At 45.2% G+C, this 25,975-nt stretch carries 23 protein-coding genes; 20 read left to right on the top strand and 3 right to left on the bottom strand.

All coding sequences use genetic code 11. The features are described 5' to 3' along the window. Nucleotides 1-1,301, top strand: a 1,301-nt coding sequence (gatB, locus tag ACTHUT_RS03295; protein ID WP_440418674.1) for an Asp-tRNA(Asn)/Glu-tRNA(Gln) amidotransferase subunit GatB, incomplete at its 5' end; no start/stop codon positions are given. Nucleotides 1,302-1,380: 79 nt separating this feature from the next. After that, nucleotides 1,381-2,385: a 2Fe-2S iron-sulfur cluster-binding protein gene (locus ACTHUT_RS03300; protein WP_440386223.1), complete on the top strand. Its 1,005-nt coding sequence runs from the start codon at nucleotides 1,381-1,383 to the stop codon at nucleotides 2,383-2,385. A gap of 240 nt (nucleotides 2,386-2,625) precedes the next feature. Here the strand turns inward: ACTHUT_RS03300 and ACTHUT_RS03305 are convergent, their stop codons facing one another. Next, nucleotides 2,626-4,734, bottom strand: coding sequence for a LysM peptidoglycan-binding domain-containing protein (locus ACTHUT_RS03305; protein WP_440386224.1), 2,109 nt, complete (start codon nucleotides 4,732-4,734; stop codon nucleotides 2,626-2,628). Between the two features lie 156 nt (nucleotides 4,735-4,890). On the opposite strand from ACTHUT_RS03305, the gene ACTHUT_RS03310 reads away from it, so the two are divergent. The 5 genes from ACTHUT_RS03310 to ACTHUT_RS03330 all read left to right on the top strand — a co-directional run bounded on the left by ACTHUT_RS03310 (nucleotide 4,891) and on the right by ACTHUT_RS03330 (nucleotide 9,859). Further along, nucleotides 4,891-5,550 carry a class I SAM-dependent methyltransferase gene (locus ACTHUT_RS03310; RefSeq protein ID WP_440386225.1) on the top strand — a complete coding sequence of 220 codons (660 nt, stop codon included), beginning with the start codon at nucleotides 4,891-4,893 and terminating at the stop codon, nucleotides 5,548-5,550. 44 nt (nucleotides 5,551-5,594) lie between these two features. Continuing rightward, nucleotides 5,595-6,422, top strand: a complete 828-nt coding sequence (gene mutM / locus ACTHUT_RS03315; RefSeq protein WP_440386421.1) for a DNA-formamidopyrimidine glycosylase — start codon at nucleotides 5,595-5,597, stop codon at nucleotides 6,420-6,422. 64 nt (nucleotides 6,423-6,486) lie between these two features. Further along, the gene (locus ACTHUT_RS03320; RefSeq protein WP_440386226.1) at nucleotides 6,487-7,272 is read left to right on the top strand and encodes a 1-acylglycerol-3-phosphate O-acyltransferase; all 786 of its coding nucleotides are present in this window, start codon (nucleotides 6,487-6,489) and stop codon (nucleotides 7,270-7,272) included. Between the two features lie 190 nt (nucleotides 7,273-7,462). Continuing rightward, nucleotides 7,463-8,200, top strand: coding sequence for a redoxin family protein (locus ACTHUT_RS03325; protein ID WP_003747251.1), 738 nt, complete (start codon nucleotides 7,463-7,465; stop codon nucleotides 8,198-8,200). Between the two features lie 252 nt (nucleotides 8,201-8,452). Continuing rightward, nucleotides 8,453-9,859, top strand: coding sequence for a dihydrolipoyl dehydrogenase (locus ACTHUT_RS03330; protein WP_440386227.1), 1,407 nt, complete (start codon nucleotides 8,453-8,455; stop codon nucleotides 9,857-9,859). 79 nt (nucleotides 9,860-9,938) lie between these two features. Here the strand turns inward: ACTHUT_RS03330 and ACTHUT_RS03335 are convergent, their stop codons facing one another. Further along, on the bottom strand, nucleotides 9,939-11,069 hold the full coding sequence (locus ACTHUT_RS03335) for a PilT/PilU family type 4a pilus ATPase (RefSeq protein WP_440386228.1): 1,131 nt from the start codon (nucleotides 11,067-11,069) through the stop codon (nucleotides 9,939-9,941). A gap of 203 nt (nucleotides 11,070-11,272) precedes the next feature. Between ACTHUT_RS03335 and ACTHUT_RS03340 the strand changes: the two genes are divergently transcribed. From ACTHUT_RS03340 to ACTHUT_RS03360, 5 genes are all read left to right on the top strand, one after another. Beyond that, entirely contained in the window at nucleotides 11,273-11,974 is a 702-nt protein-coding gene (locus tag ACTHUT_RS03340) for a 5'-methylthioadenosine/adenosylhomocysteine nucleosidase (RefSeq protein WP_440386229.1), read from the top strand. A 132-nt stretch (nucleotides 11,975-12,106) separates the two neighbouring features. Further along, nucleotides 12,107-13,900: a translation elongation factor 4 gene (gene lepA, locus ACTHUT_RS03345; RefSeq protein WP_036490455.1), complete on the top strand. Its 1,794-nt coding sequence runs from the start codon at nucleotides 12,107-12,109 to the stop codon at nucleotides 13,898-13,900. Further along, nucleotides 13,900-14,919, top strand: a complete 1,020-nt coding sequence (gene lepB, locus ACTHUT_RS03350) for a signal peptidase I (protein WP_440386230.1) — start codon at nucleotides 13,900-13,902, stop codon at nucleotides 14,917-14,919. Before lepA ends, lepB begins: the two co-directional genes overlap by 1 nt. 327 nt (nucleotides 14,920-15,246) lie before the next feature. Beyond that, nucleotides 15,247-17,511 carry a hypothetical protein gene (locus ACTHUT_RS03355; RefSeq protein WP_440386231.1) on the top strand — a complete coding sequence of 755 codons (2,265 nt, stop codon included), beginning with the start codon at nucleotides 15,247-15,249 and terminating at the stop codon, nucleotides 17,509-17,511. A gap of 177 nt (nucleotides 17,512-17,688) precedes the next feature. Then, on the top strand, nucleotides 17,689-19,104 hold the full coding sequence (locus ACTHUT_RS03360; protein WP_440386232.1) for a surface lipoprotein assembly modifier: 1,416 nt from the start codon (nucleotides 17,689-17,691) through the stop codon (nucleotides 19,102-19,104). 115 nt (nucleotides 19,105-19,219) lie between these two features. On the opposite strand, the gene ACTHUT_RS03365 is transcribed toward ACTHUT_RS03360, so the two are convergent. Next, nucleotides 19,220-20,092 (bottom strand): DMT family transporter, encoded by an 873-nt coding sequence (locus ACTHUT_RS03365; protein ID WP_440386233.1) that lies wholly within the window; start codon nucleotides 20,090-20,092, stop codon nucleotides 19,220-19,222. Between the two features lie 236 nt (nucleotides 20,093-20,328). On the opposite strand from ACTHUT_RS03365, the gene ACTHUT_RS03370 reads away from it, so the two are divergent. The 8 genes from ACTHUT_RS03370 to folC all read left to right on the top strand — a co-directional run bounded on the left by ACTHUT_RS03370 (nucleotide 20,329) and on the right by folC (nucleotide 25,964). After that, nucleotides 20,329-20,868, top strand: coding sequence for a gamma carbonic anhydrase family protein (locus tag ACTHUT_RS03370; RefSeq protein ID WP_049322909.1), 540 nt, complete (start codon nucleotides 20,329-20,331; stop codon nucleotides 20,866-20,868). A 14-nt stretch (nucleotides 20,869-20,882) separates the two neighbouring features. Beyond that, a complete protein-coding gene (locus ACTHUT_RS03375) occupies nucleotides 20,883-21,482 on the top strand; it encodes a Maf family protein (protein ID WP_314058534.1) in 600 nt (199 codons plus the stop codon). 88 nt (nucleotides 21,483-21,570) lie between these two features. Next, nucleotides 21,571-22,350 (top strand): 16S rRNA (adenine(1518)-N(6)/adenine(1519)-N(6))-dimethyltransferase RsmA, encoded by a 780-nt coding sequence (gene rsmA, locus ACTHUT_RS03380; protein ID WP_314058533.1) that lies wholly within the window; start codon nucleotides 21,571-21,573, stop codon nucleotides 22,348-22,350. 15 nt (nucleotides 22,351-22,365) lie between these two features. Then, on the top strand, nucleotides 22,366-23,031 hold the full coding sequence (locus ACTHUT_RS03385; RefSeq protein ID WP_070850648.1) for a sel1 repeat family protein: 666 nt from the start codon (nucleotides 22,366-22,368) through the stop codon (nucleotides 23,029-23,031). 2 nt (nucleotides 23,032-23,033) lie between these two features. Further along, a complete protein-coding gene (locus ACTHUT_RS03390; protein ID WP_003747231.1) occupies nucleotides 23,034-23,762 on the top strand; it encodes an amino acid ABC transporter ATP-binding protein in 729 nt (242 codons plus the stop codon). A 63-nt stretch (nucleotides 23,763-23,825) separates the two neighbouring features. Next, a complete protein-coding gene (locus tag ACTHUT_RS03395; protein ID WP_049322913.1) occupies nucleotides 23,826-24,185 on the top strand; it encodes a hypothetical protein in 360 nt (119 codons plus the stop codon). A gap of 4 nt (nucleotides 24,186-24,189) precedes the next feature. After that, nucleotides 24,190-24,642, top strand: coding sequence for a protein YgfX (locus ACTHUT_RS03400; protein ID WP_440386234.1), 453 nt, complete (start codon nucleotides 24,190-24,192; stop codon nucleotides 24,640-24,642). A 38-nt stretch (nucleotides 24,643-24,680) separates the two neighbouring features. Further along, on the top strand, nucleotides 24,681-25,964 hold the full coding sequence (gene folC / locus ACTHUT_RS03405; protein ID WP_440386235.1) for a bifunctional tetrahydrofolate synthase/dihydrofolate synthase: 1,284 nt from the start codon (nucleotides 24,681-24,683) through the stop codon (nucleotides 25,962-25,964). Nucleotides 25,965-25,975: the final 11 nt, after the last annotated feature.

The following is a 25,975-nucleotide window of genomic DNA, read 5'->3' on the forward strand; positions in this document are numbered from 1 at the left end:
TGCCGGGCGTATTGCCGGTAATGAACCGCGAAGTCGTCGAAAAAGCCATCAAACTCGGTTTGGCTTTGGATGCGAAAATCAATCAGAAAAACGTGTTTGACCGTAAAAACTATTTTTATCCTGATTTACCAAAAGGCTATCAAATCAGTCAGTTGGATTTGCCGATTGTTGAGCATGGCAAATTGGAAATCGTAGTGGGCGACGAGGTTAAAACCATCAATGTTACCCGTGCGCACATGGAAGAAGATGCGGGTAAATCCGTACATGAAGGTTTGAACGGTGCAACCGGTATCGACTTAAACCGTGCCGGTACGCCTTTATTGGAAGTTGTCTCCGAGCCTGAAATGCGTTCCGCAGCCGAAGCTGTGGCATATGCTAAAGCGTTGCACGGTTTGGTAACTTGGCTGGATATTTGCGACGGCAATATGGCGGAAGGCTCGTTCCGCGTCGATGCCAACGTTTCTGTACGTCCCAAAGGCCAGGCCGAATTCGGTACGCGTCGCGAAATCAAAAACCTCAATTCTTTCCGCTTCTTGGAGCAAGCCATCAATTATGAAGTGGAAGCGCAAATCGAAATTTTGGAAGACGGCGGTAAAGTACAGCAGGCAACCATGCTGTTTGACCCTGAAAAAGGCGAAACCCGTGTGATGCGTTTGAAAGAAGATGCGCATGATTACCGCTATTTCCCAGATCCGGATTTGCTGCCGGTCATTATTTCAGACGGCCAATTGCAAAAGGCCAAAGAGCAAATGCCTGAGTTGCCGCATGAAATGGCAGCGCGTTTTGTTGCCGATTACGGCGTGTCCGACTATGATGCGCGCCTGTTGACTGCGAGCCGTGCTCAAGCTGCCTATTTTGAAGAAGCCGCCAAAGCCTGCGGCCAAGGTAAATTGACGGCGAACTGGATGAACGGCGAGCTTGCCGCCACCTTGAACAAAGAAGGTTTGGAATTGGCTGAAAGCCCGATTACGGCTTCACGTCTTGCCGAGTTGGTTGCTAAAGTCGCGGACGGAACATTGAGCAGCAAACTGGCGAAAAAAGCTTTTGAAGCGATGTGGGCAGAGCCTGAAGCAGGTATTGCCGAAATCATCGAAAAACACGGTTTGCAACAGATTACCGACACTGGCGCAATTGAAGCGATGGTGGATGAAGTGTTGGCAAGCAATGCGAAAGCTATTGAGCAATTCCGTTCCGGTAATGAAAAAGCCTTAAATGCGATTGTCGGCCAGGTGATGAAAGCAAGTAAAGGCAAGGCCAATCCGGCTCAGGTTCAAGAGTTGATTAAAGCCAAATTGGCTTGATAGATAGGACAGGCCGTCTGAAAACAGGTTTTATTTTCAGACGGCCTTTGTTTTTGATAATAAATTTATTCTAAATACCATGACACATATCATTACCTTACCAGACCAAACTACATTTACGGCGAATGAGGACGAAACTGTTCTTGCTGCCGCAACCCGTCAGAATTTAAATTTGCCTCATTCTTGCAAAAGCGGTGCCTGCGGGCAGTGTAAGGCCGAGTTGATTAGTGGCGAATTTGAAATGGGCAAGCATATTGATAAAGCCATCAGTGAAGAAGAAAAAGCGCAGGGCAAAGTGTTATTGTGCTGTACTACTGCGAAGAGCGACCTCAAAATCAATGTGCCGGGTTTTAATCAAAATGCTTTGCCGGTACGCACATTGCCGGCACGTATTGAAAACATTGAAATCAAACACGATGTTGCTTTGCTCAAACTGGCTTTGCCTAAAGCGCCGCCATTTGCATTTTATGCCGGGCAATATATTGATTTGCTGCTTCCAGGCAATATCAGCCGCAGCTATTCAATCGCCAATTCGCCTGATCAAGAAGGCATTTTGGAACTGCATATCCGCAAACGTGAAAACGGCGTATGCTCAGAAATGATTTTTGGTGCAGAGCCTAAAATCAAAGAGAAAGGCATTGTCCGTGTCAAAGGGCCATTGGGTACATTCACTTTGCAACAAGACAGCAATAAACCGATGATTTTGTTGGCAACGGGTACAGGTTATGCCCCTATTCGCAGTATTTTGCTTGATTTGATTCGTCAGAATAGCGAGCGTCAGGTTCATTTTTACTGGGGAGCACGTCAACAGGCGGATCTGTATGCATTGGAAGAAGCTGAAGCATTAATAGGCCGTCTGAAAAATGCGAAATTCTCGCCGGTTCTTTCTAAGCCTGATTCCGAGTGGAAAGGGGAGAATGGCTATGTGCAAGATGTTGCTGCACAAAATTATCCTGATTTGGGCCAATATGAAGTTTATGCTTGCGGATCACCAGAGATGACCGAAAGTGCACATGGTTTACTGACTCAAAAATGCGCTTTACCGGAAGATGCCTTTTTCTGTGATGCTTTTTCACCGGCATAGGAATATATTTTACGGAATTCATATGTTTGGATAAGGGTATTAAGCATAGAGTTTGACGACAATTCGTTTGAAGAAGAGAGTGTGTTTTTACACACTCTTTTTTTATACAGTAATTTTCAAAAAATATTTTTATCTTAAAGAGAAGGCTATTCTGTTTGTCATCAAACATTAACTTGATTATCTATCATCAAGAAAAAGGCCGTCTGAATCTTTCAGACAGCCTTTGTTTTAAAGCTAATATTAGCTACCAATCAGTTTCAAACGTTGACCGGGAGATACAGTACGGGTATTGCGGTTCCAACGGCGGATATCGTTAATATCAACATTGAAACGGCTGGCGATGGTGTTCAGGGTATCGCCTTTGCGTACAGTGTAGGAAACGTTTTGAACCGGGTTGCTGCGGACTTTTGCCGGAGCGGCTGTAACACGGAGGATTTGGCCTTTTTTAATATTGTTGCCTTTGATATTGTTGGCAATAATCAAATCGGCTACGCTCAGGTTATAGCGTTTGGAGATGTTAAACAATGTATCACCATCTTCCACACGGTGGGTACCCGCTGCAAGTGCTGCAGTTTGTGTGTTTTGCTGACCGCTTACACGGGCAAGACGTGCATTGATACGGCGTTGTTGTTTAGCCATATTGGCTGCGATGCGTGCCGTGCGTGCGCTTTCGGCGGTAACAACAGTTTGAACTTGTTTGTTCTCCGGTGTGGCCTCGGCAACAGTCGCTGAAGATTCCTCTGCTGGTCGGCTTTGTACCAATGCCATCAGGTCGTCATGCTCTTCTTGTGCCGGCGCAGCGGCAACAGATTCAACTGCTGGAGTAGGGGCTACATCGTTTGCGGCAACAGTTGGTACGGTCAAGTCTGCAGGGATGGCTGATTTGGGTGCTTCTGCAACATTTTTAGCAACGGTCTCGGTAGTCGCATGGGTCATGGCTGTAACTGGAGCAGCCATTTCCGCATTTGCAACTTGAGGTTGGGCTTTAGTTTCTGTTACCGCTACTGAAGTAACGTTTTCAGCTTTGCTGCGTGCAATAAAGTCAACCGGTTTGCTGGATTGTGGAACAACAGGTGCAACAATATCAGTAACCTTGGTTTGGGCAACTTTAACCGGTTCTACTGCGTTGGAAGCAATAATCGGAGACATGGCCGGCATATTGGATTGGTAAGTATCCGGAGTATTGTCTTTATCGATAAAATTAATGATGTCCTGGCTTTGGCTTGCTGAATTTTTAGCCACCAAAATGCTGCGGCCTTCAGAAACGGCGCTACCGCTCAGGCCGTTGAGGCGTTTGAGTTCGGCAACGCTCATGCCGGTATCGTTAGCGATGGCATTCAGTTTTTTGTTGCCCAAAGAAGTATAAATATCCCAAGACATCAGGGTATCCGGGTTGGCATTGCGGTAGTTCTTTTCAAATGTGGAAACCGCAGCAACCGGCAACAACAGACGACGGTTGTTTTTAGGGATGAATACAGGCGCATTGAAACCCGGGTTGAGTACCAACAATTCGCTTTCGCTGATGTTTGCAAAGCGGGCGATTGTGCTGTTATCAATAGGTTTGTCGATGCTGATAGATTTGAAATACGGCTGGTTGCTGATTTCGCTGATATTCATGCCGAAGGTCTGCGGATTGGCAACGATATTGCGGACGGCCAAAAGTTTGGGAACGTAATTGCGTGTTTCGTTCGGCATACGCAGGTTTTCGTATGTCGGCTCCAAACCTTGCGCGCGGGCGCGGTTGACGGCGCGTCCGACATTGCCTTCGCCCCAGTTGTAAGCGGCAAGCGCCAAAGACCAGTCGCCGAACATACCGTGCAGGTATTGCAGGTAATTCAATGCGGCATCGGTAGCGGCGTAAATATCGTGGCGGCCGTCATACAAAGGTGTTTTTTCCAAGCCGAAATGGCGGCCGGTAGCCGGCATAAATTGCCACAGGCCGGATGCGCCGACGTGTGATTTAGCTTTGGTTACGAATGCGCTTTCAATGAAAGGCAGCAAAGCGATTTCAGCGGGCATATTGCGTTTTTTAACTTCATTGGCAATATGGTACATATAAGGTTTGCTGCGTGAGATGGTGCGGTCGAAATACGCGCTGTTTGCAGCAAATTTGTTTTCATGGCGGCGAACCAGTTCTGTGTTGACTTCGTTGATGCGGAAGTCTTTACGCAACGATGCCCATAAGCTGCCGGAGCCGAAGGTTTGTGCTTTGGCTTGGTCGAGCAGGGCGGAGTTGAGGCGCATCATGGCCATGCCGACTTGGTTGGGTGTAGCGTTTTGTGCGTAGGCTGTGGCGGAAACCGCCGACAGGCTTGAAACGGTCAGAGCGATGGTTTTTAATTTTGCCATAGTAAATAAAGTTATCAAATATATAATAAAATTTCGTTTTTTTGATAGTATCGTTTCAGCATTTAAACGTCAAGTCGAGCAGGGAATTTGCTTGTGTGATGTGGCCGTGGTGTTAAAATTCTGTCACACAAGTCGGGATGCATAGGGGAGCCTTGAATGGAAGTTTTTTTTATGCAAACGCCAATGGGGCAATATCTTGCTCAAAAAGAGGCGGATTTTTTCAGACGGCATTTGCAGTATTTGAATAGGCAGGTGGCGGTTCAATTGGGCGGTGTATGGACTAGGCTGTCTGAAAATATGATTGTAGTGCCTCGCGATGTGCGGATGGATGCTGAAATGTTGGCATTTGAAACGCATTCCGTGGATGTGTTATTGATGCCTCATCTTTTGGAAGTTTCATCCGCAGATTTGGTGTTGCAAGAGGCGTTTAGGATATTAAAACCTGAAGGCAGGTTGATTTTGACGGGGTTCAACCCTAAATCTTTATGGGGATTGAGCTCTTGGTTTGATGGGGAAAAGTTGCCTTTGAAATCTCAATGCTTGGCTCTGGCTGAGTTGAAACGAAAAATTGCGGATATTGGTTTTGAAATAGAATATGGGCAGTTTATGGATTATCTGCCTGCTGTGAATTCGCCTTCTGCTTTGAAGTTTTGGCGGTTTATGGAAAAGGCGGGGGATAGGTGGTGGCCGCAGTGTGCGGCGGTTTATGGGATGGTATTAACGAAACATTTGATTGGTGTCCATCCTTTGCCTGAATTGGAATCTGCATTTGATGGCAATACGGTTGCTTTAAGTACGGCACGTTTGGCCGAATAGTTTTCAGACGGCCTGTATATTAATGATGAATTTGGAGAATAATGATGCCTGAATTACCTGAGGTGGAAACGACTTTACGCGGGATAGAGCCGCATATTGATGGCAAAAAGATAGAAAAAGTCACTATCCGCCAGTTTAAATTGAGATGGCCTATTCATCCAAACTTGGCGAAAATTTTGGCCGGCCGCAAAGTTTTGGCATGCAACCGGCGTGCGAAGTATTTGATTATTACTTTTGAAACGGGTATTTTACTTATTCATTTGGGTATGTCCGGCAGTTTGCGGATTTTTACTGCCGATGATGAACGTATTGCCACGCCGGATAAACACGATCATTTAGATTTTGTATTTGATGACGGTACCGTATTGCGTTATCACGACCCGCGTAAATTTGGTGCGGTATTGTGGTATGAGGGTATTGCCGAGCATCATCCGCTGTTGGAGAAACTGGGGCCGGAGCCGCTCTCGGACGATTTTGATGCAAATTACCTGTATCAGAAATTGAAAACGCAGAAGCGTGCAGTCAAATTGGCGCTGATGGATAATGCGGTGGTGGTTGGCGTTGGCAATATTTATGCGAATGAAAGTCTGTTTAAGGCAGGTATTTCGCCATTGCGTCCGGCAAATAAGCTGACCAAGAAAGAATGTGCATTATTGGTGGAAACCATTAAAGCGATTCTGCTGAGGGCGATTGAAACGGGCGGCAGTACGCTGCGGGACTTTGTCAATAGCGATGGCAAAAGCGGCTATTTCCAGCAGGAATATACGGTCTATGGCCGCCACAATGAGCCTTGTGTCCAATGTGGCGGGCTGATTTTTAAAGAAACTTTGGGGCAGCGTGGAACATTTTATTGTCCAAATTGCCAGAAATAGTTTCAGACGGCCTTAAATGTCAGAGGCTGTCTGAAAATAATAAATACCATACAGAAGAAATTTTATGTCTAAACAAAAAGCTCCTTTTTTAAAACGACTGGGCAGACTTTGCCGTTTGGCGGCTTGGTTGTTCCGAACCGGCCGGAATTTGCGTGCCATCGATGGCAATAATGCAGAGGAACGCAATCATGCTGTGGTTGTTTTGGGAAAAGGTGCGTTGGATGCTTTGGATATCGAATTGGAAATCGGCGTACCGCCTCAAGGAAATGTGAGCGGTACTTTGGTGGTAGCCAACCATGTGTCTTGGTTGGATATTTTTGCCATGAGTGCCGTTTATCCGAGCAGTTTTATTGCGAAACAGGAAATCAGCAGTTGGCCGGTTTTGGGGAAAATGGGTAAAAATGCCGGCACGGTGTTTATCAACCGCAATTCCCGCCGAGATATCGAGCCGATTAATCAGGCGATTTGCGCGGCATTGAAAGCAGGACAGAATGTCAGCTTTTTCCCTGAGGCGCGCACTTCTTCCGGCTTGGGTATTTTGCCGTTTAAAGCAGCCCTGTTTCAATCGGCAATAGATGCGAAAGCACCGATTCAGGCAGTAACTTTGCGCTATTATGATGGCGAAGGACAACGGACGGACTTGCCGTCTTATGCGGAGGTAAACCTGTTTCAGTCTTTGTGGCGTATTGTTTCTATGAAGAAAATCCGTATCCGTTTGGATTTCTCGCCTCAGTACAAACCGACAGATATGCCGGATAAAGACCGCTATGCTTTGAAAGATATTGCGGAAAAATCCATCGGTGAAATTGTGGCTTCGGATTCCCCCGTTCAACCTTTACCTAAAAAATAATTTCGGTCAGGTACTTGTTTTCTTTCAGATAGCCTTTATTTAATGATTCAGCTGTTTTCGGTTGGATTAATTTGATAGTTTAATATAATTAATATTATTTGAACTATAAATTATACAAATCGATAGGCCTGCATTACAATACAAGCATTGATTCATTTCTCTAACCCGAATTTTTAAAAGGAGCTTAAAAATGGCTTTGCAAGATCGTACCGGTCAAAAAGTACCTTCCGTAGTATTCCGCACTCGTGTCGGCGACACTTGGAAAGATGTTTCTACTGATGATTTGTTCAAAGGCAAAAAAGTAGTCGTGTTCTCTCTGCCTGGCGCATTTACTCCGACTTGCTCTTCTTCCCACCTGCCACGCTACAACGAATTGTTTGGCGCGTTCAAAGAAAACGGTGTTGATGCTATCTACTGCGTATCTGTAAACGACACTTTCGTAATGAACGCTTGGGCTGCTGAAGAAGAAGCTGACAACATTTACATGATCCCTGATGGCAACGGTGAATTCACTGAAGGCATGGGCATGTTGGTTGGCAAAGAAGACTTGGGCTTCGGCAAACGCTCTTGGCGTTACTCCATGCTGGTTAACGACGGCGTGGTTGAAAAAATGTTTATCGAACCTGAAGAACCAGGCGATCCTTTCAAAGTGTCTGACGCTGACACTATGTTGAAATACATTGCTCCTGACTGGAAAGCTCAAGAGTCTGTTGCCATCTTCACCAAACCTGGTTGCCAATTCTGTGCTAAAGCTAAAAAAGCTTTGCAAGACAAAGGCTTGTCTTACGAAGAAATCGTATTGGGCAAAGATGCAACTGTTACTTCCGTTCGCGCTATTACCGGCAAGATGACTGCTCCTCAAGTATTCATCGGCGGCAAATACATCGGCGGCAGCGAAGACTTGGAAGCTTACTTGGCTAAAAACTAATTACCTGTATGCTTGAGACGGTTTGAATAGGCCGTCTGAAAAATAAAATATAGAGTTATTCAGACGGCGTTTACAATTCGGCGTTCTGAATAACTCTATATTCGCAAGTAGAATTTGAGATTATTGTTTTAAATCGATATTTAAGAATTTGCTATTAATATTCATTCTTTGATAGTTTATAAAAATTCTGCCGTCTGAAAACAGATAAGCTGATGGTAATATCGGTTTGAATATAGACAGTAAGGATAAAATATGAAAAAGATTCAAGCAGATGTGGTGGTACTGGGCGGCGGTACAGCCGGTATGGGCGCATTTCGCAATGCTCGCCTTCATACAGACAATGTTTACCTGATTGAAAACAATGTATTCGGAACAACTTGTGCGCGTGTCGGCTGCATGCCTTCCAAACTCTTGATTGCCGCCGCAGAAGCGCGCCATCATGCTTTGCATACCGATCCGTTTGGCGTGCACTTGGACAAAGACAGCATCGTTGTCAATGGCGAAGAAGTCATGCAACGCGTCAAATCCGAACGCGACCGTTTTGTCGGTTTTGTAGTCAGCGATGTAGAAGAGTGGCCTGCCGACAAGCGCATTATGGGTACGGCAAAATTTGTTGACGAACATACTGTCCAAATCGATGACCATACGCAAATCACTGCAAAAAGTTTTGTGATTGCCACCGGTTCACGCCCTGTGATTTTCCCTCAGTGGGAAGCTTTGGGCGATCGCTTGGTTGTAAACGATGATGTTTTCTCTTGGGATACTTTGCCTAAAAGCGTGGCCGTGTTCGGTCCCGGCGTTATCGGCTTAGAGTTGGGTCAGGCTTTGCACCGTTTGGGCGTGAAAGTTGAGATTTTCGGCGTAGGCGGAGCCATCGGCGGCATTTCCGACCCTGTTGTCGCTGAAGAAGCCAAAGCTGTGTTTGGCGAAGAGTTGGCTTTGCATTTGGACGCTAAAACCGAAGTCAAACTGGATGCAGAAGGCAATGTTGAAGTTCATTGGGAACAAGACGGCGAAAAAGGTGTTTTCGTTGCCGAATATATGCTGGCAGCCGTAGGCCGCCGTCCGAACGTTGACAATATCGGTTTGGAAAACATCAATATCGAAAAAGACACGCGCGGCGTGCCTGTTGCCGATCCGCTGACCATGCAAACCAGCATTCCGCATATCTTTATTGCAGGCGATGTGTCCAATCAATTGCCTCTGCTGCATGAAGCTGCAGACCAAGGCAAAATTGCCGGCGACAATGCAGGCCGCTATCCGAATATCGGCGGTGGTTTGCGCCGTAGTGTAATCGGCGTGGTGTTCACCAATCCGCAAATTGCCTCTGTTGGCTTGAAATATGCACAAGTTGCGGCGAAATATCAACCCGAAGAGTTTGTAATCGGCGAAGTTTCCTTTCGAAACCAAGGCCGCAGTCGCGTTATGTTGGTAAACAAAGGCCATATGCGTTTGTATGCCGAAAAAGCAACCGGCCGTTTCATTGGTGCGGAAGTTGTCGGCCCTGCTGCCGAACATTTAGCACACTTGATGGCTTGGGCGCATCAAATGAAAATGACGATTCCGCAAATGTTGGATATGCCGTTCTACCATCCAGTTATCGAGGAAGGTTTGCGTACTGCATTGCGTGATGCCGATGCAAAACTGAAACAGGCTTGATTATTTGATGGAATAAAGGCCGTCTGAAACCCGTAATGAGGTTTCAGACGGCCTTTTTTATACTTTGAAGCTTTTACTTTTAAATCAATTCTAAATCCGGGCCGGCATTTTGTGCGCGACGGCTTCGTAATTGAATATCTAGGCGCAAATCGTGTGCGGAGTCGGCATTTTTAATAGCGTCTTGATAGCTGATATCGCCGTTTTCATACAAATCATACAAGGCTTGGTCAAAAGTAATCATGCCCATACCGGTTGATTTTTTCATCATTTCTTTGATGTTGTGGACTTCGCCTTTTCGAATTAAGTCGGCAATAATGGGCGAATTGAGCAAAACTTCAACCGCTGCCACACGACCCCGTCCGCTTTCACGGGGAATCAGTCGTTGTGAAATAAAGGCTTGCAGGTTGAGCGATAAGTCGGTCAGCAACTGGGTACGGCGCTCTTCGGGGAAGAAGTTGATGATGCGGTCGAGTGCTTGGTTGGTACTGTTGGCATGCAGTGTCGCCATACACAAATGGCCGGTTTCCGCGAAGGAAATGGCGTAGTCCATGGTCTCGCGGTCGCGGATTTCGCCAATCAGGATAACATCCGGCGCTTGGCGCAGGGTATTTTTCAATGCAATCGGCCAATTTTCGGTATCCACGCCGATTTCGCGTTGGGTGATAATGCAGTTTTTATGTTGGTGGATAAATTCAATCGGGTCTTCGATAGTAATAATGTGGTCGAAGCTGTTTTCATTTCGATAGTCGATAAGGGAGGCGAGGGAAGTGGACTTACCCGAACCTGTACCGCCGACAAAAATAACCAGACCGCGTTTTCTGAGGGCGATGTCTTTCAGAATCGGCGGCAGATTGAGCGTTTCAAATTTAGGGATATTGCTGGTAATAGAGCGGAACACCAAAGCAGTTGCGCCGCGTTGAACCATGGCATTGACACGGAAGCGGCTGGTATCGGGTAGGCTGATGGCGAAGTTGCATTCGTTGGTGGTAGAAAATTCTTCGATTTGTTTGGAAGACATAATCGAAAAAGCGATTTCCATACATTTTTCAGCGCTTAACTGCTCATCGGTCAACCGCATGATTTTGCCGTCCACTTTCATGGCCGGCGGGAAATTGGTGGTAATGAAAAGGTCGGAGCCTTTGTATTTGTTCATGTGGCGTAGCCAAGTGAACAATTCTTCTTTTGCGCCCGGAGTATTTTCGTCAAACATAAGAATTCAGATAGTTAATGTTAAGTTATTTTATTGAAAATAATTATAACAGAAGCAATCATTATTTGCTGTTTTGCCGCTAGAGCGGATATCTGTTTTAAATTGAGTGTCGTGCTGGGAATATAGCAGATTTTTCGGCATCCCTGTGATTTTAAATTCTGCTGTTATAATGTTGCCCGATTAGTGAATGGAAAGGTAACAAGATGTCAGTACAAACAATTGCCGTGGTCGGCGCAATGGAACAGGAAATCGAGCTTTTGCGTGAAAGCATGGCCGATGTCAAGCATGTGTCTTTCGGTAAATTCTCGGCATATGAAGGCGAATTGGCCGGAAAACGCATGGTTTTGGTTTTAAGCGGTATCGGTAAGGTCAATGCGGCGGTTTCGACTTCTTGGGTCATTCATCAGTTTGCACCGGATTGCGTCATCAATACCGGCAGTGCAGGTGGTTTAGGTAAGGGTCTGAAGGTCGGCGATGTGGTCATCGGCGAAACTGTGGCGCATCATGATGTTGACGTAACGGCTTTTGGTTATGTTTGGGGGCAAGTGCCGCAACTTCCTGCCGTGTTCGCATCGGATTCAAACTTGATTCGCCAAGCAGAAAAGGCGGCGCAAGTGTTTGATGGAGCGGCCGTAACGCAAGGTTTGATCGTCAGTGGCGACCGTTTTGTACACAGCAGCGAAGGTGTTGCGGAAATCCGCAGTCATTTCCCAGAAGTCAAAGCAGTGGAAATGGAAGCTGCGGCGATTGCGCAAACTTGTCATCAGTTGGAAGTGCCTTTTGTGATTATTCGTGCGGTATCCGATTCGGCAGATGAGAAAGCGGACATCAGCTTTGAAGAGTTTTTGAAAACGGCGGCCATCAGCTCGGCGAAGATGGTGACCGAGATTGTCAAATCGCTATAAAATCATGCAGAAGCGTTGAATTTCCGTTAGAATACGGAACGATTCAACCTTATTCTAAGGCCGTCTGAAAACCGAATCCCTGTTTTTTCAGACGGCCTTTCAGCCTTTAATTGTATTTATCTTAATAACAATATGAAAAACATACGGAATTTCTCCATTATTGCCCACATCGACCACGGTAAATCGACGCTTGCCGACCGTTTTATCCAATACTGCGGCGGTTTGGATTTGCGCGAAATGAGTACGCAGGTGCTCGACTCCATGGACATCGAAAAAGAGCGCGGCATTACCATTAAAGCGCAAACCGCCGCGCTCAACTACAAAGCACGCGACGGGCAGGTGTATCAGCTTAACCTAATTGATACGCCGGGACACGTCGACTTTTCTTACGAAGTATCCCGTTCGCTCTCTGCCTGCGAAGGCGCGCTTTTGGTCGTTGACGCGTCACAAGGCGTGGAAGCGCAAACCGTGGCGAACTGCTATACCGCGATTGATTTGGGCGTGGAAGTCGTGCCTGTTTTGAACAAAATCGACCTGCCTGCCGCCGACCCCGAGCGCGTGGAACAGGAAATCGAAGACATCATCGGCATTGACGCTGTCGGCGCGGTGCAATGTTCCGCCAAAAGCGGCATCGGCGTGGAAGACGTTTTGGAAGAAATCGTTGCCAAAATCCCCGCGCCGACAGGCGATGAAAATGCGCCGCTGCAAGCCGTTATCGTCGATTCGTGGTTTGACAACTACGTCGGCGTGGTCATGTTGATTCGTGTGAAAAACGGCACCATCAAGCTGAAAGACAAAGTACGCTTTATGAGCACCAAGGCGGAAACTCAGGTCGAGCAGTTGGGCGTATTCACACCGAAATCGGTTCAAAAACAAGAACTCAAAGCCGGCGAAGTGGGTTTTCTGATTACCGGCGTAAAAGAATTGGGACAGGCGAAAGTCGGCGACACGGTGACTTTGGTTGCCAACCCTGCCTCTGAGCCGCTGCCCGGCTTCCAAGAAGTACAAAGCCAAGTATTTGCCGGTCTCTATCCTGTGGAAAGCCACGACTACGAAGCCTTGCGCGACGCTTTGGAAAAATTGCAACTGAACGATGCTTCACTGAAATTCGAACCTGAAGTTTCTCAGGCATTGGGCTTCGGCTTCCGTTGCGGCTTCTTAGGCCTGCTACACTTGGAAATCGTACAGGAACGTTTGGAACGCGAGTTCGACATGGACTTGATTACCACTGCGCCGACGGTGGTTTACGAAGTCGTGTTGAAAAGCGGCGAAAAAATCGAAGTCGAAAACCCATCTAAACTGCCCGACATCGGCAGCATCGAAACCATTCTCGAGCCGATTATTACCGCGACCATCCTCGTGCCGCAGGAATACGTCGGCAACGTCATGACTTTGTGTAATCAAAAGCGCGGCGTGCAAGTCAATATGCAATATATGGGTCGTCAAGTCATGCTGACTTACGATTTGCCGATGAACGAAGTCGTGATGGACTTTTTCGACAAACTCAAATCCACTTCGCGCGGCTATGCTTCGTTGGACTACCATTTCAAAGAGTTCCAACCTTCTGATTTGATTAAGCTCGACATTATGGTCAATGGCGAAAAAGTCGACGCCCTGAGCCTGATTGTGCACCGTCAAAGCGCGGTTCACCGAGGCCGCGAACTGGCAGCGAAAATGCGCGAGCTGATTCCGCGCCAAATGTTCGACATCGCCGTCCAAGCCGCCATCGGCAGTCAGATTATCGCCCGCGAAAACGTCAAAGCCCTGCGTAAAAACGTTTTGGCGAAATGTTACGGCGGTGATATTACGCGTAAGAAAAAACTTCTCGAAAAACAAAAAGCAGGTAAGCGCCGCATGAAACAAGTGGGCAACGTGGAAATCCCGCAAAGCGCATTCTTGGCGATTCTGCAAGTGAGTGATAAATAATGAATATAAATCTGACTTTAGGTGCAATCGTTGTACTGTTGGCCGGTTTGGTTCTTAACTTCAAAAGCAGCAAAGAGCGTCAGGAAAACGGCGAATGGAGCTCCGGCCTGCAATGGAGTTACCTCCTGTGCATGGTCGGCGTATTCGGCATTTTGTCCGAATTTATGAGCTTTACCGCCGTATTGCTGGTATTTGTCGTGTTTACCGGCATTGTTTGGGCAATCCATAAGGGCCGTCTGAAAAAAAGCGAGACCGGCGAAGACAATGCGCATTTTACCGACTATATGGGCGGCTTTTTTCCCATCATCTTGGTTATCTTTGTATTGCGTAGCTTTATTGCCGAGCCGTTCCAAATTCCGTCCAGCTCCATGCGTCCTGGCTTGGTCAAAGGCGATTTTATCTTGGTGAACAAATTCTCTTACGGTATCCGCCTGCCGATTTTGAATAAGGTCATTATCCCTGTCGGCAATATTGCACGAGGCGATGTCGTGGTGTTCAATTATCCGCTTCAGCCTGAGATGAATTACATCAAACGTATCGTCGGTATTCCGGGTGACGTTGTGGAATATCGTGATAAGGTTTTGACTGTTAACGGTGAAATTATTCCCGAAAAACCAAACGGCAATTATCAATACGCAGATGATACCGATCCATCTATGATTCATACGCTTGAGCGTTTTCAGACGGCCTTGAACGGCAAAAACTTTGACGTGGTCAAGGAGGCCGGTCAGCCTTCCGTATCCATTGCTGTATTGAACAAATATACTTCTGAAGTGATGCCTGAAAGCAATTACTCGCTTGAAAAAAGTGGTTTGGAAAATTGCGAATACGCAGAAGACGGCAATGGCTTTATCTGTAAAGTTCCCGAAGGCCGTTATTTCGCGATGGGCGACAACCGCGACAACAGCGCCGACTCCCGTTATTGGGGATTTGTCGATGACAAGTTGATTGTCGGTAAAGCCTTCTTTGTTTGGATGAATTTTGGCGAACTCAGCCGTATCGGTACCAGCATCCAATAAGCAATAAACAGATTGAAAGGCCGTCTGAAATTTTTCAGACGGCCTTTTTTATGGCAATTTAAAATTTGTGTCTTAGATGAATATTAAATTTAATATTAAAAAAGGCTTGAAATATTATTAACTCAAGAGATGGTTAGGAATATGATAATCATAAATTGGCCAGAAAGAGTAAATTTTCAAAAATTAACAAATATTAATTAAGTAAAGCTGTTTGTATTCGTTTATACTATTACAATAGTATAAGCGTTGTTTATATTCGGTTTTTCAATTAGCAAATAATCTAGTTGTTTTAAGTAAAGTTACTTTCAGTTAATGAGGATTATATTTATGTTTACTCAGAAGAAATCACCTATTACTCATTTTGTATTAACAGGCATATGTGCGGCAGTTTTAGCTGCATGTGCTAGCTCGAATGGAGAACCGGGTTCACCGACAAGTCCATCTGTGGCACCTAATGATATTAGTAATAATACCAACAAAGGTAATTCCAATAAGGAAAATACAAATAAACCCAATACTGGTAAGGACAACGCCGGTAAGGACAACGCAACCAAACCCACTACCGGTAAAGATAACTCCGGTAAAGACAATGCAACCAAGCCTACTACCGGTAAAGATAACGCCGGCAAGGATAATGTAAACAAGCCCACTACCGGTAAGGATAACACCGGTAAGGATAATGCAACTAAACCCACTACCGGTAAGGATAACGCCGGCCAGAACAATGCAAACAAACCTAATACCGGTAAAGATAACGCGGGCAAGGACAATGCAACCAAGCCCAATACCGGTAAAGATAACACCGGCAAGGACAATGCAAACAAGCCTACTACCGGTAAAGATAACGCCGATAAGGATAATGCAACCAAACCCAATACCGGTAAGGATAATGCCGGCAAGGACAATACAAACAAACCTAATACCGGTAAAGATAATTTAGCTCAAGTTAATGAGCAAATTTCTAAAAATATTCAGAATAAATTAGTAACTCTTAGATTGAGTGATGTAGTAAAAACAGAAGAATTTAGTCAAGCTGAAGTAGATACAGGTTTTATTGCAAATAACTTTGCTGCAAACCCATTGTTGGAGAAAGCTTCCGAGAATACTTTTGTTTATGATAGTGCACATATTATCGAAACTTCTGGGAGGGTTGGAAAATATAAACTTTTACGTCCCCAAACGGTTATATTGGGAGGTGTAGCAACACGTTATAAAGTAAATAAAATTGATGGATATATTAAGAGAGAGTATGGTTATGAGGAATTTGATACACCATTAAATTCAAAAAATTTAATTGGTGTAGATAAGCGTAATGTAAATGGTATTTTAATTAAACAGGGTAGTAGCGTTAATATCTTAGACCAAGCAGCCAGCAAATTCGAGTTGGATAGTGTAGGGGGTAGCCGTTATACACAATGGTTTAATAATTTTGAAACTAATGCAGATAATAAAACTTCTTTAGATAAAGGGCGCCGTGTATTAGCTGACGTAGAATATAAGTTAGATGATAAGGGTAATCCGATATGGAACATATCTACTAAACCTAGTAAGGGTTATCAATATGCACATTCTTTGAATAATTATTTTGATAATAATCCGGATGACGAATTATATGTTAATCAAAATGGTGAATATGCATATCGCTTTACTTTGAATAAAACTACTACATTTAAAGTTAGCTCGGAAGCAGCAAAAGTAAATCCAGAGCGCGCAGATGCGCTTAAAGCTTTGGGTTGGGTTGCGGATAAACAATATACTTACCCTGCTGGTAGCTATTTTCTTGTAACACAAAAAGATGGTAGGTTGAAGATTGTAGCTGATAAAGGGCAAATGACCGAAGTGTCATTATATTCAATTCATACCGGTATTGATAATAATAAGGCATTAGGCGCATTTCAAAATAAACGTGTAATTGCAGAAATGTTTAGTGCATTGCACTATGGAAAGGTAAATGAAGTTCGTGCGATTTATACTTATGATGTTGGACAAGCCAATGGTTTTAACCAACAATATCTTTCATTAACTGCATGGCGTTATAAAAATGGCGATGGTACTTATGGGGTTAATACTCCGTTTAACATCGGTATTTTTGACCGAGTTATTACTGAGAATGGTATGGTCGCCAATGTCTATGATATGAAGACTAAAAAAGGATTATCTGCCAAATATACAGGTGTTGCCTATTCTAGCAGAGATGGTAAACAAGACGGCGTGATGAATATGACTGCGCAGTTCCATGAACCAAATATGGCTTACAATACTATTTTAAGTAATAATGTTACCTTTAATGGTGCGATTACCAATCGCCGCTTAGATGACAAGCGTAATATATATTTTGCTAGTGGTAATGTGAAAACGGAAAGTGGAATGCCTTCAGCAAACGCAGGTCAAAAAGTTTCTTTGGTTGGAAGCAAACAACTTGCTAACGATATCACTGTTTGGATGAAAGGAAAAAATCCAGGTGAAAATAAAGTGATTTATGGTAAAGGTGACATACGTTTTGCTGGCCCAAATGCTGAAGAAGTGGGTGGTGTATTAAAAATCACGACCAGCCATGGTGAAAATAATATTGGTTTTGTTGGTAAGCGTTAAAACGCTGATTAAACAATAAGCAGCAGGAGTTTAGCATCTGCTGCTTATTGTTTTTAATATGAAAAATACCAATAGATAAATTTTAATTCAACAATTGTTACTTAAATTTTTAATTTTAAAAATAGATTTATGAAGTCTTATTCATTCATTTTTATACTGGGAACGTTAGCTCCTTCAATGGCTTCTGCTGAAATTATAACGAATCCTGAAACTGTAGCTGATCGACAGGTAGAAAAAATTCAGGAGATGGCTATTCCTAAAATATCAGATCAAGGTAAATTATTTTCAGAAAATGACGGTACTTCTTTAGAAGAGTCTAGTCAAACGTTGACATTAGATGATTTAGCCAAGCAGCCAGAGTTGACAGAGCCATTATTAAATCAGGCTTTACAAATGCGAAATTATATTTCGGCAGCACAGCTCTTGCCAATATATCGAAAATGGAGCGGGCACGATCCTATTTTATTGGCCTATGCGCAAGGTGCAATTTGGCGCTCTGAAGGGAAATATAAAAAAGCTATTAAACTTTATCGTTTTATTCTCGCTCAGAATCCTGATCTTGTTACTGTCCGTTTAGATTTAGCTGCTATGCTTTATGAGGATAGGCAAACTCGCAATGCGAAACATGAATTTAATACAGCTAAGGAGCAAGGGCTGCCTGAAGATGTACTTCCGACTATCGCACTTTATGAAGATGCTATGAAGAAAAAGAAATGGCAAATTTCAGGTAGTCTAAGTTATATCCAAGACAGTAATATTAATAATGTTTCAACAGAACGTGAAATTCATCTTCCTCAATTTGGTAATTTAGCATTTGAAAAGAATCCTGACTATTTGCCGCAAAAAGGACATGGGTTTAATTATTCGTTATCCATCAATCGTGATGATAATATTAAAGATAACCACTACTTAGCTATGTCGGGTGATATGGATGGTGTGACTTATTGGGATAATCATATTTATGATGATCAAGTAGCAAGAATAAGTCTAGGTTATAAAAATAAAAGTTTTAAAACGGATGGCTATGTTATGCCATTTTTAGAAAAACGTCGTTATGGAAATCATCCTTATTACACACGTGCAGGTGTAGATTTAGGTATTTCAAATTGGGTAACGCCAAATTTACGTTTGTCAGCTAACAGTACAATAGCAAAAAAATATTATGCATATACTGAACGACGAGGGAAAGATTATCAAATCGGAGTAGGTGCTACTTACCTTTTAAACAATGATACTTACTTTTTAGGTGGTTTAAACTATGCTCGTGATAAAGTAAAACATTATGCTGGCAGTAGCTCTAAACGTATAGGTGGGTATATTGGTTGGGGGCAGACTTGGGGTAAAGACCTGAATAGCAGACTTATAATCAATCACTATCACGAACATTTTGATGGAAAGCATTATATTTTTACTGATCGTCATCGCAAAGATAATGTAACTATTACTAATTTAAGTATTTGGCACAATAAATTAAGTATACTGGGTGTTACTCCAAGATTAAATTGGCGATATATAAAAAATAATAGTAATATTGGTGAGCTTAATAGTTATTCTAAAAATCGTGTATTCATAGATTTTGAGAAAACATTTTAAAAAATAATTTAATGGATTAATGTAACTTAAACTAATTCTGCTAAATTTGGTTTGAGTCTAAGTATTTCATTATACAAAAAGGCCGTCTGAAATTTTTCAGACGGCCTTTTTGTATCTATTTTTTGTCTTTTAACGAACCCAAATAAATTGCCAATAAAGTCAAAGTGGCGCCACACCATTGGACGGCGTTAATCGGTTTATCCAGCCAGAAATAATCGATTAACATAGCGGCGACTGGTTCGGAGAGCAGTAGGAGGCCGGTCAGTGACAAGGATAAAAGCGGGATGGCGTAAGCAATCAATGCCCAAGCGAAGCATTGCATAACGATGCCGTAGATGGAGACTAGAATCACATCGTTTAAAGTTTTGGGGTATAGATGGGCATTATCGAATAGCAGCGATGGGATGACCAAAGCTATTGCACCGCCAAAGCTTAAAATCATCATCAGCGGAAACAAACCGACTTTTTCCTGCTCATGGGTTTTGCGTACAAAGACCATAGACAGGGCCAGCATGGCGCCGGACACTACGCCGCTGACAAATCCCCATGCGGCGTTGTCGTTATGACCGAACTCCGGGCTGCCGATCAAGGCTACGCCTATGGTGGCCAATATCAAACTTAAAATTTGTAAGGTACTTAGGCGTTCCGAATAAAAGAAGAAGCCGATGGCGGCTAAAAAGAAAATCTGCAGACTGTTGAGCAAGGTGGAAATACCGGGGCCTACGGCGTGAATGCTTTCGTGCCAAAGGGAGAGGTCGAATGCGAGGAAAACACCGGATAAGAGTGCGTAGCCAACCGTTTTTCTTTTCGTGGGCATTTTTTGCCTGAAAAAACGCCCGAGCAGGAAGAATATGGGGGCGGCAATCAGTAAACGCCAGAATGCGATGGCGTAAGAGCCGACATCGACAAATTTGACGATCAAACTGCCCAAGCCGAAGACGACGCAGCCGACGACGGGCGCTGCATAATTTCCCGAACGTGTCTCCATCGGCTTCTCCATCAATCAAATGAAGACGATTATTCCATAAAAGATAGATGAGGCGCTAATGATAAATAGTGGTGAGCCAAGATAAAGGTTTATGATGAAAGGCCGTCTGAAAGCTGTTTCAGACGGCCTTTTGATGATTTTCTGGCTTGATTTAGTATGGTTGTAGTATAAAATCGTTTTACGCCGTGTTTTCAGACGGCCTGATCAGTTTTGGTTTTGAGAAAAGGATATTGGAAATGGCAAACCCTATTCGTGCGTTTTTGGATTATGTGCCGTCGGTTGATGAGTCTTGTTTTATAGATGAGACTTCGGTTGTGATTGGCGAAGTGTCGCTGGCGGAAGATGTATCCGTTTGGCCTTATGCCGTATTACGCGGCGATGTGAACAGCATTTCTATCGGCAAGCGCAGCAATGTGCAGGACGGCAGCGTTTTGCATGTGTCGCATAAGAATGCGGCGAAGCCTGACGGTTCGCCTTTGATTATCGGCGATGATGTGACGATTGGGCATAAGGTCATGCTGCATGGCTGCCGAATTGGGAATCGTGTGTTGGTGGGCATGGGTTCGATTATTTTGGACGATACGGTTGTCGAAGATGATGTGATGATAGGCGCGGGCAGTTTGGTGCCGCCGCGCAAGCGATTGGAAAGCGGTTTTTTATACGTCGGCTCGCCTGTGAGACAAGTGCGTCCGCTGACGGATGAGGAAAAGGCATTTTTGACATATTCCTCTGCGCATTATGTCCGCCTGTCCGGACAGCATAAAATTTCAAAATAAGGAAAACCAATCCAATGAACGCAATTTATCTGGCTTCGGGCAGTCCGCGCCGCCGTGAGATTTTGGAGAATTTGGGTTTCACGGTACACCGCCTGCCTGCGGATATTGATGAAACCCCTAAAGAAGGAGAAGCCGTGGTAGAGTATGTGCGCCGTATGGCCTGCGAGAAAAATCAGGCGGCGGTGGCGCAATGGTTTGCAGCTCATGATCACGAGCCTGAGTTTGCTGTATTGACGGCGGATACGACGGTGGCGGATGGTGCGGCTATTTTGGGTAAACCGGAATCCGAGGCGGATGCGGTCGATATGCTGGAACGTTTGTCCGGACGGACGCATCAAGTGCTGACGGCTGTATGCGTTTACTGGCAAGGCGTGCGCCATGATGTGGTGCAGACGAGCGAAGTGCGCTTTAAAACGTTGACGGCTGAGGAGATTGCAGCCTATGTTGCCAGCGGCGAGCCGATGGATAAAGCCGGTGCGTATGGGATTCAGGGCTTGGGTGGCGTATTTGTCGAGCATTTGCAGGGCAGTTTTACGGGCGTGATGGGTTTGCCGGTTTATGAGACCGCTCAACTACTGAAATCTTTGGGTTTGGAAGCGCCGCCGTTTGCTTAAAATTAGGCAAATGCCGTCTGAAAGCGTGCCGACAAAAACGCCTGTTTCAGTTACAATACTGCCTTAAACAGCTTGCTTGAAGAAAGATATGAAAGAACATAAGGCCCGGAAACGCTTCGGGCAGAATTTTTTGCAGGATACGCGGATTATTAGCGATATTGTCAACGCAGTCAGACCGCAGCCTGATGATATCGTGATTGAAATCGGCCCGGGCTTGGCCGCCATTACCGAGCCTTTGGCGAAAAAACTCAACCGCCTGCATGTTTGCGAAATCGACCGCGACATCGTACGCCGTCTGAAAACCTTGCCGTTTGCAGACAAATTGGTGATACACGAAGGCGATGTATTGCAGTTTGATTTCAACAGCATTAAAGGCAAGAAAAAAATTGTCGGCAACCTGCCGTACAATATTTCCACGCCGCTTTTGTTCCGATTGAGCGAAGTGGCAGACGATGTGATCGATATGCACTTTATGCTGCAAAAAGAAGTGGTCGAACGCATGGTGGCACAGCCGAAAACCAACGACTATGGCCGTCTGGGCGTCATGCTGCAATATTTCTTCGATATGGAAATGTTGATTGAAGTACCGCCAGAGTCCTTTGATCCTGCGCCGAAGGTTGACTCGGCCGTCGTGCGCATGATTCCGGTGAAACACCGCATCGGTAAAGCGGAAGATTTTGAACACTTCGCCAAACTGGTAAAACTGGCTTTCCATCAACGCCGCAAAACCATACGCAATAATTTGAAGGAACTTGCCGACGATGATGACTTGCAGGCAGTCGGTATCAATCCGCAAGACAGGGCAGAACACATTGCCGCTGAGAAATATGTGGAATTGAGCAATTATCTGGTTCAAAAGGCCGTCTGAAAGGTTGGGGACGGAATGTTGAAAAAATATGTCTGGTGTGGGTTGGTTGTATTTATTACCGGTACGGCATTTGCATTAAGCACCGGCGGAGAAGAAAACCTGCGGCGCAAAGCAAAAGCCGGCGATGCTGAAGCGCAATATCTGCTGGCCATGCAGCTGGAAATGACAACAGACCCTGTAAACCTCAAAGAAAGCGAGTTTTATTATTGGCTGAAAAAAGCTGCAGAAAACGGCGAGGGAGCGGCACAAGACTTACTTGACGATATTGAAGCCGAATATGATAAAACAGCTTTAGAAGAAGAGCTTGCGCCCAACGGTTCACAAAAATTGATGGATGAAGTGTTCAAACTGGAAAATCAGAAGCAGAAAAATTATCCGCTGATCAAAGAAAAATTATTTAAAGCGGCAGCTTTGAGCAACTACGCAGCTTTAGCAGATACCGCATGGCTGTTTGGAAATCGGGGTAATGCGCAGAAATACGGCGTTCCCTTCCATCCCCTGAAAGCCTGCATCCTGTCGGTATATACCAACAACCGTTATGGCGACTTGAACAAAGATGCACTGGATATATTGTGTCGCGGCATTTATACCAAGGACAACAGTGAGAAAATCGAGCATTACGCCAAACAGATTAAAAACAGGCCGTCCAAAATCTGGTCAATTTTAGAGAATGTCAAATAAACATGATTAAATTCAAAAATGTACACAAACATTTTAAAGATTTGCACGTTATCAACGGCGTGAATCTGGAAGTCAAACAAGGCGAAGTGGTCGTTGTATGCGGTCCTTCGGGCAGTGGCAAATCGACGTTGATTCGTACGGTAAACCAACTCGAGCGCATTGAAAGTGGCGAGATTTGGGTGGACGGCATCAATGTTGCCGATCCGAAAACCGATTTGAACAAAGTGCGCGAAGAAGTGGGCTTTGTGTTCCAAGGGTTCAATCTGTATCCGCATTTGACTGTCTTGGAAAATATTATTCTTTCTCCGATGAAAGTGAAAAACCAAAGCCGTGAAGAGGCGGAAAAGAAAGCAATGGAGCTTTTGGAACGCGTCGGCTTGGCACATAAAAAAGACGCGCTGCCCGGCCAGCTTTCCGGCGGTCAGCAGCAGCGTGTGGCGATTGCACGCGGTTTGGCGATGGAGCCTCGCGTGATGTTGTTTGACGAGCCGACTTCCGCGCTTGACCCTGAAATGGTTGGCGAAGTATTAAAAGTGATGAAAGACTTGGCGGAAAGCGGCATGACCATGATGTGTGTGACCCATGAGATGGGTTTTGCACGCGAAGTTGCCGACCGTGTGATTTTTGTCGATAAAGGCCAGATTCTGGAAGATGAAACGCCGGAAGAATTTTTTACCAATCCGAAACACGAGCGTGCCAAACAATTCCTGCAACAGGTGATGACACATTAAACTTAGGCCGTCTGAAATTTCAGACGGCATGATCGGTTTGAATGATTTTGAAAGTTGAAGATAATGTATTTTGTTGACCGTACTGCTGTCGTGCTGAAGCCGACCGCCCGTTTTTTAGAATGGTTGAAATCCTCCGATGAGAATATGCCCGATTTGACCATCGAGCAACTGCGTACCAACTGTTCCGTATTCCTGGTGCCGCAATTTGACGAGCCAGAATCCGTCATTTCCTATTTTGACGAACGCTACCAACAGATTTTTGAAGCCGAATTGGCAGGCTGGGACATCGATAAAAGCAAATGGCCGCAAGACATGAGCCTGAAGGCTTTTTGGGAATTTTTCGATACCGAAATCCACGATATGGTTTTGGATATGGAAGAGGCGGAATTGAACATTACGCCTGTTTTCGACAATATGATGTAAAGCCGTGCGAAGTTTTCAGACGGCCTTAAAGCCCTCGCGTTCTTTGAAAATTCTGATTGTCTTCTTACACCTTTCGGCGTTGGCCTTATGCCTTGCCGAGTTTTACGGCTGGATGATGTGGCTGGGTTTGGCGGCGTTGGCCGGCAGTTTTGCCTATGCTTGGCGCAGTGTTAATTTTCAGATTCAAAATGCGGTCAGAAAAATCATCATAGACCGCCAATACCGTGCGACGGTTTACTTGAATGGCGAGGAAGAGGGTAGAAGCGCGGTTTTGCAAGACAGCAGTATGTTGACGGTTTACGCTTTGTTTTTGCAATGGAATGTTGACGGAAAAATGGTCAAACACTGCATCTTGCCCGATATGGCCGACCATGATGCCTACCGCCGTCTGAAAGTATGGGCGCGCTGGTGTCGGGAAAAAGAAGACAAAGCAGAACTTGCGGCAGATATGGATTAAACGGCTGTTTCAGACGGCCTTTTGAAGCGATCAATACAATGAAAACATTACAAGACTGGCTTTCTCATTTGGAGACTGCCCATAGTTCCGGCCTTATCGATATGGGTTTGGAGCGCGTAGGAGAAGTAAAAAAACGCATGAATTTGGTGCCGCAATGTCCTGTCGTCGTGGTGGCGGGTACCAATGGCAAAGGCTCCGTATGCGCCTATTTGTCGCATATTTATAAAGAAGCCGGTTTTAAAGTCGGTACGCTGACCAGTCCGCACCTTCTGCGTTACAACGAACGAATCGCCATCAACACTCAGCCTGTTTCAGATGACCTGATTGTTTCCTCATTTGAGCGCATCGAAGCGGCATGCGGCGAAATTTCGCTGACGTATTTTGAGTTTAATGCTTTGGCCGCCGTCGATATTTTCATGCGTGAAAATGTGGACGTCATGATTTTGGAAGTCGGTTTGGGCGGACGATTGGATGCCGTGAATGTATTCGATGGCGACTGTTCGGTCGTTACCAGCGTGGATTTGGACCATCAGGCATTTTTGGGCGATACCGTCGAGCAGGTCGGTTTTGAAAAAGCCGGGGTGTTCCGTAGCGGCAAACCAGCCGTGTGCGGCCAGAATCCTGCGCCTGAATCATTGGTCAAACACGCAGAAGAAATTGGTGCAAAACTGTTGATGGTCCAGCGAGATTTTGATTTTGCGTCAATGGAAAGCGTGCAGTGGAACTACCGCTTCCATCCGCAATCTTCAGACGGCCAAAACCGCAACCGCAATTCCTTGCCGTTTCCTGCTTTGCGCGGCGCGTATCAGTTGTCCAATGCCGCGTGCGCACTGACTGTTTTAGAGTGTCTGAACAATCAGCTGCCCGTTGACATCGGCGCGATTAAACGCGGTTTGCTGTTGGTTGAGAATCCTGGACGTTTCCAAGTTTTACCCGGCCGTCCGCTGGTGGTTTTGGATGTCGGCCACAATCCGCACGCAGCCCGTGCCTTGCGTCGCAGCCTGATTAACCTTGCCTTTGCCCAAAAACGTACCGCCGTATTCAGTATGTTGTCCGACAAAGATATTGACGGCGTGCTGGAAATCGTTAAAGACCAGTTTGACGAGTGGAATATCGCGCCTTTAGATGTACCGCGTGGCATGACGGTGGAGGCTTTGCAGGCCAAATTGGCTGAACACGGCATCGACAATGTAAATGTTTTTGAAACCGTCGCCGCAGCCTACCGCGCTGCTTTGGCGAAAGCAACCGAAAATGATAGAATCGTTGTTTTCGGCTCATTCCATACTGTTGCCGATGTAATGGCTGTTTTGAAAGAACACTAACGAGGAAATTA

It is taken from the genome of Neisseria sp. P0022.S010 (assembly GCF_051956635.1).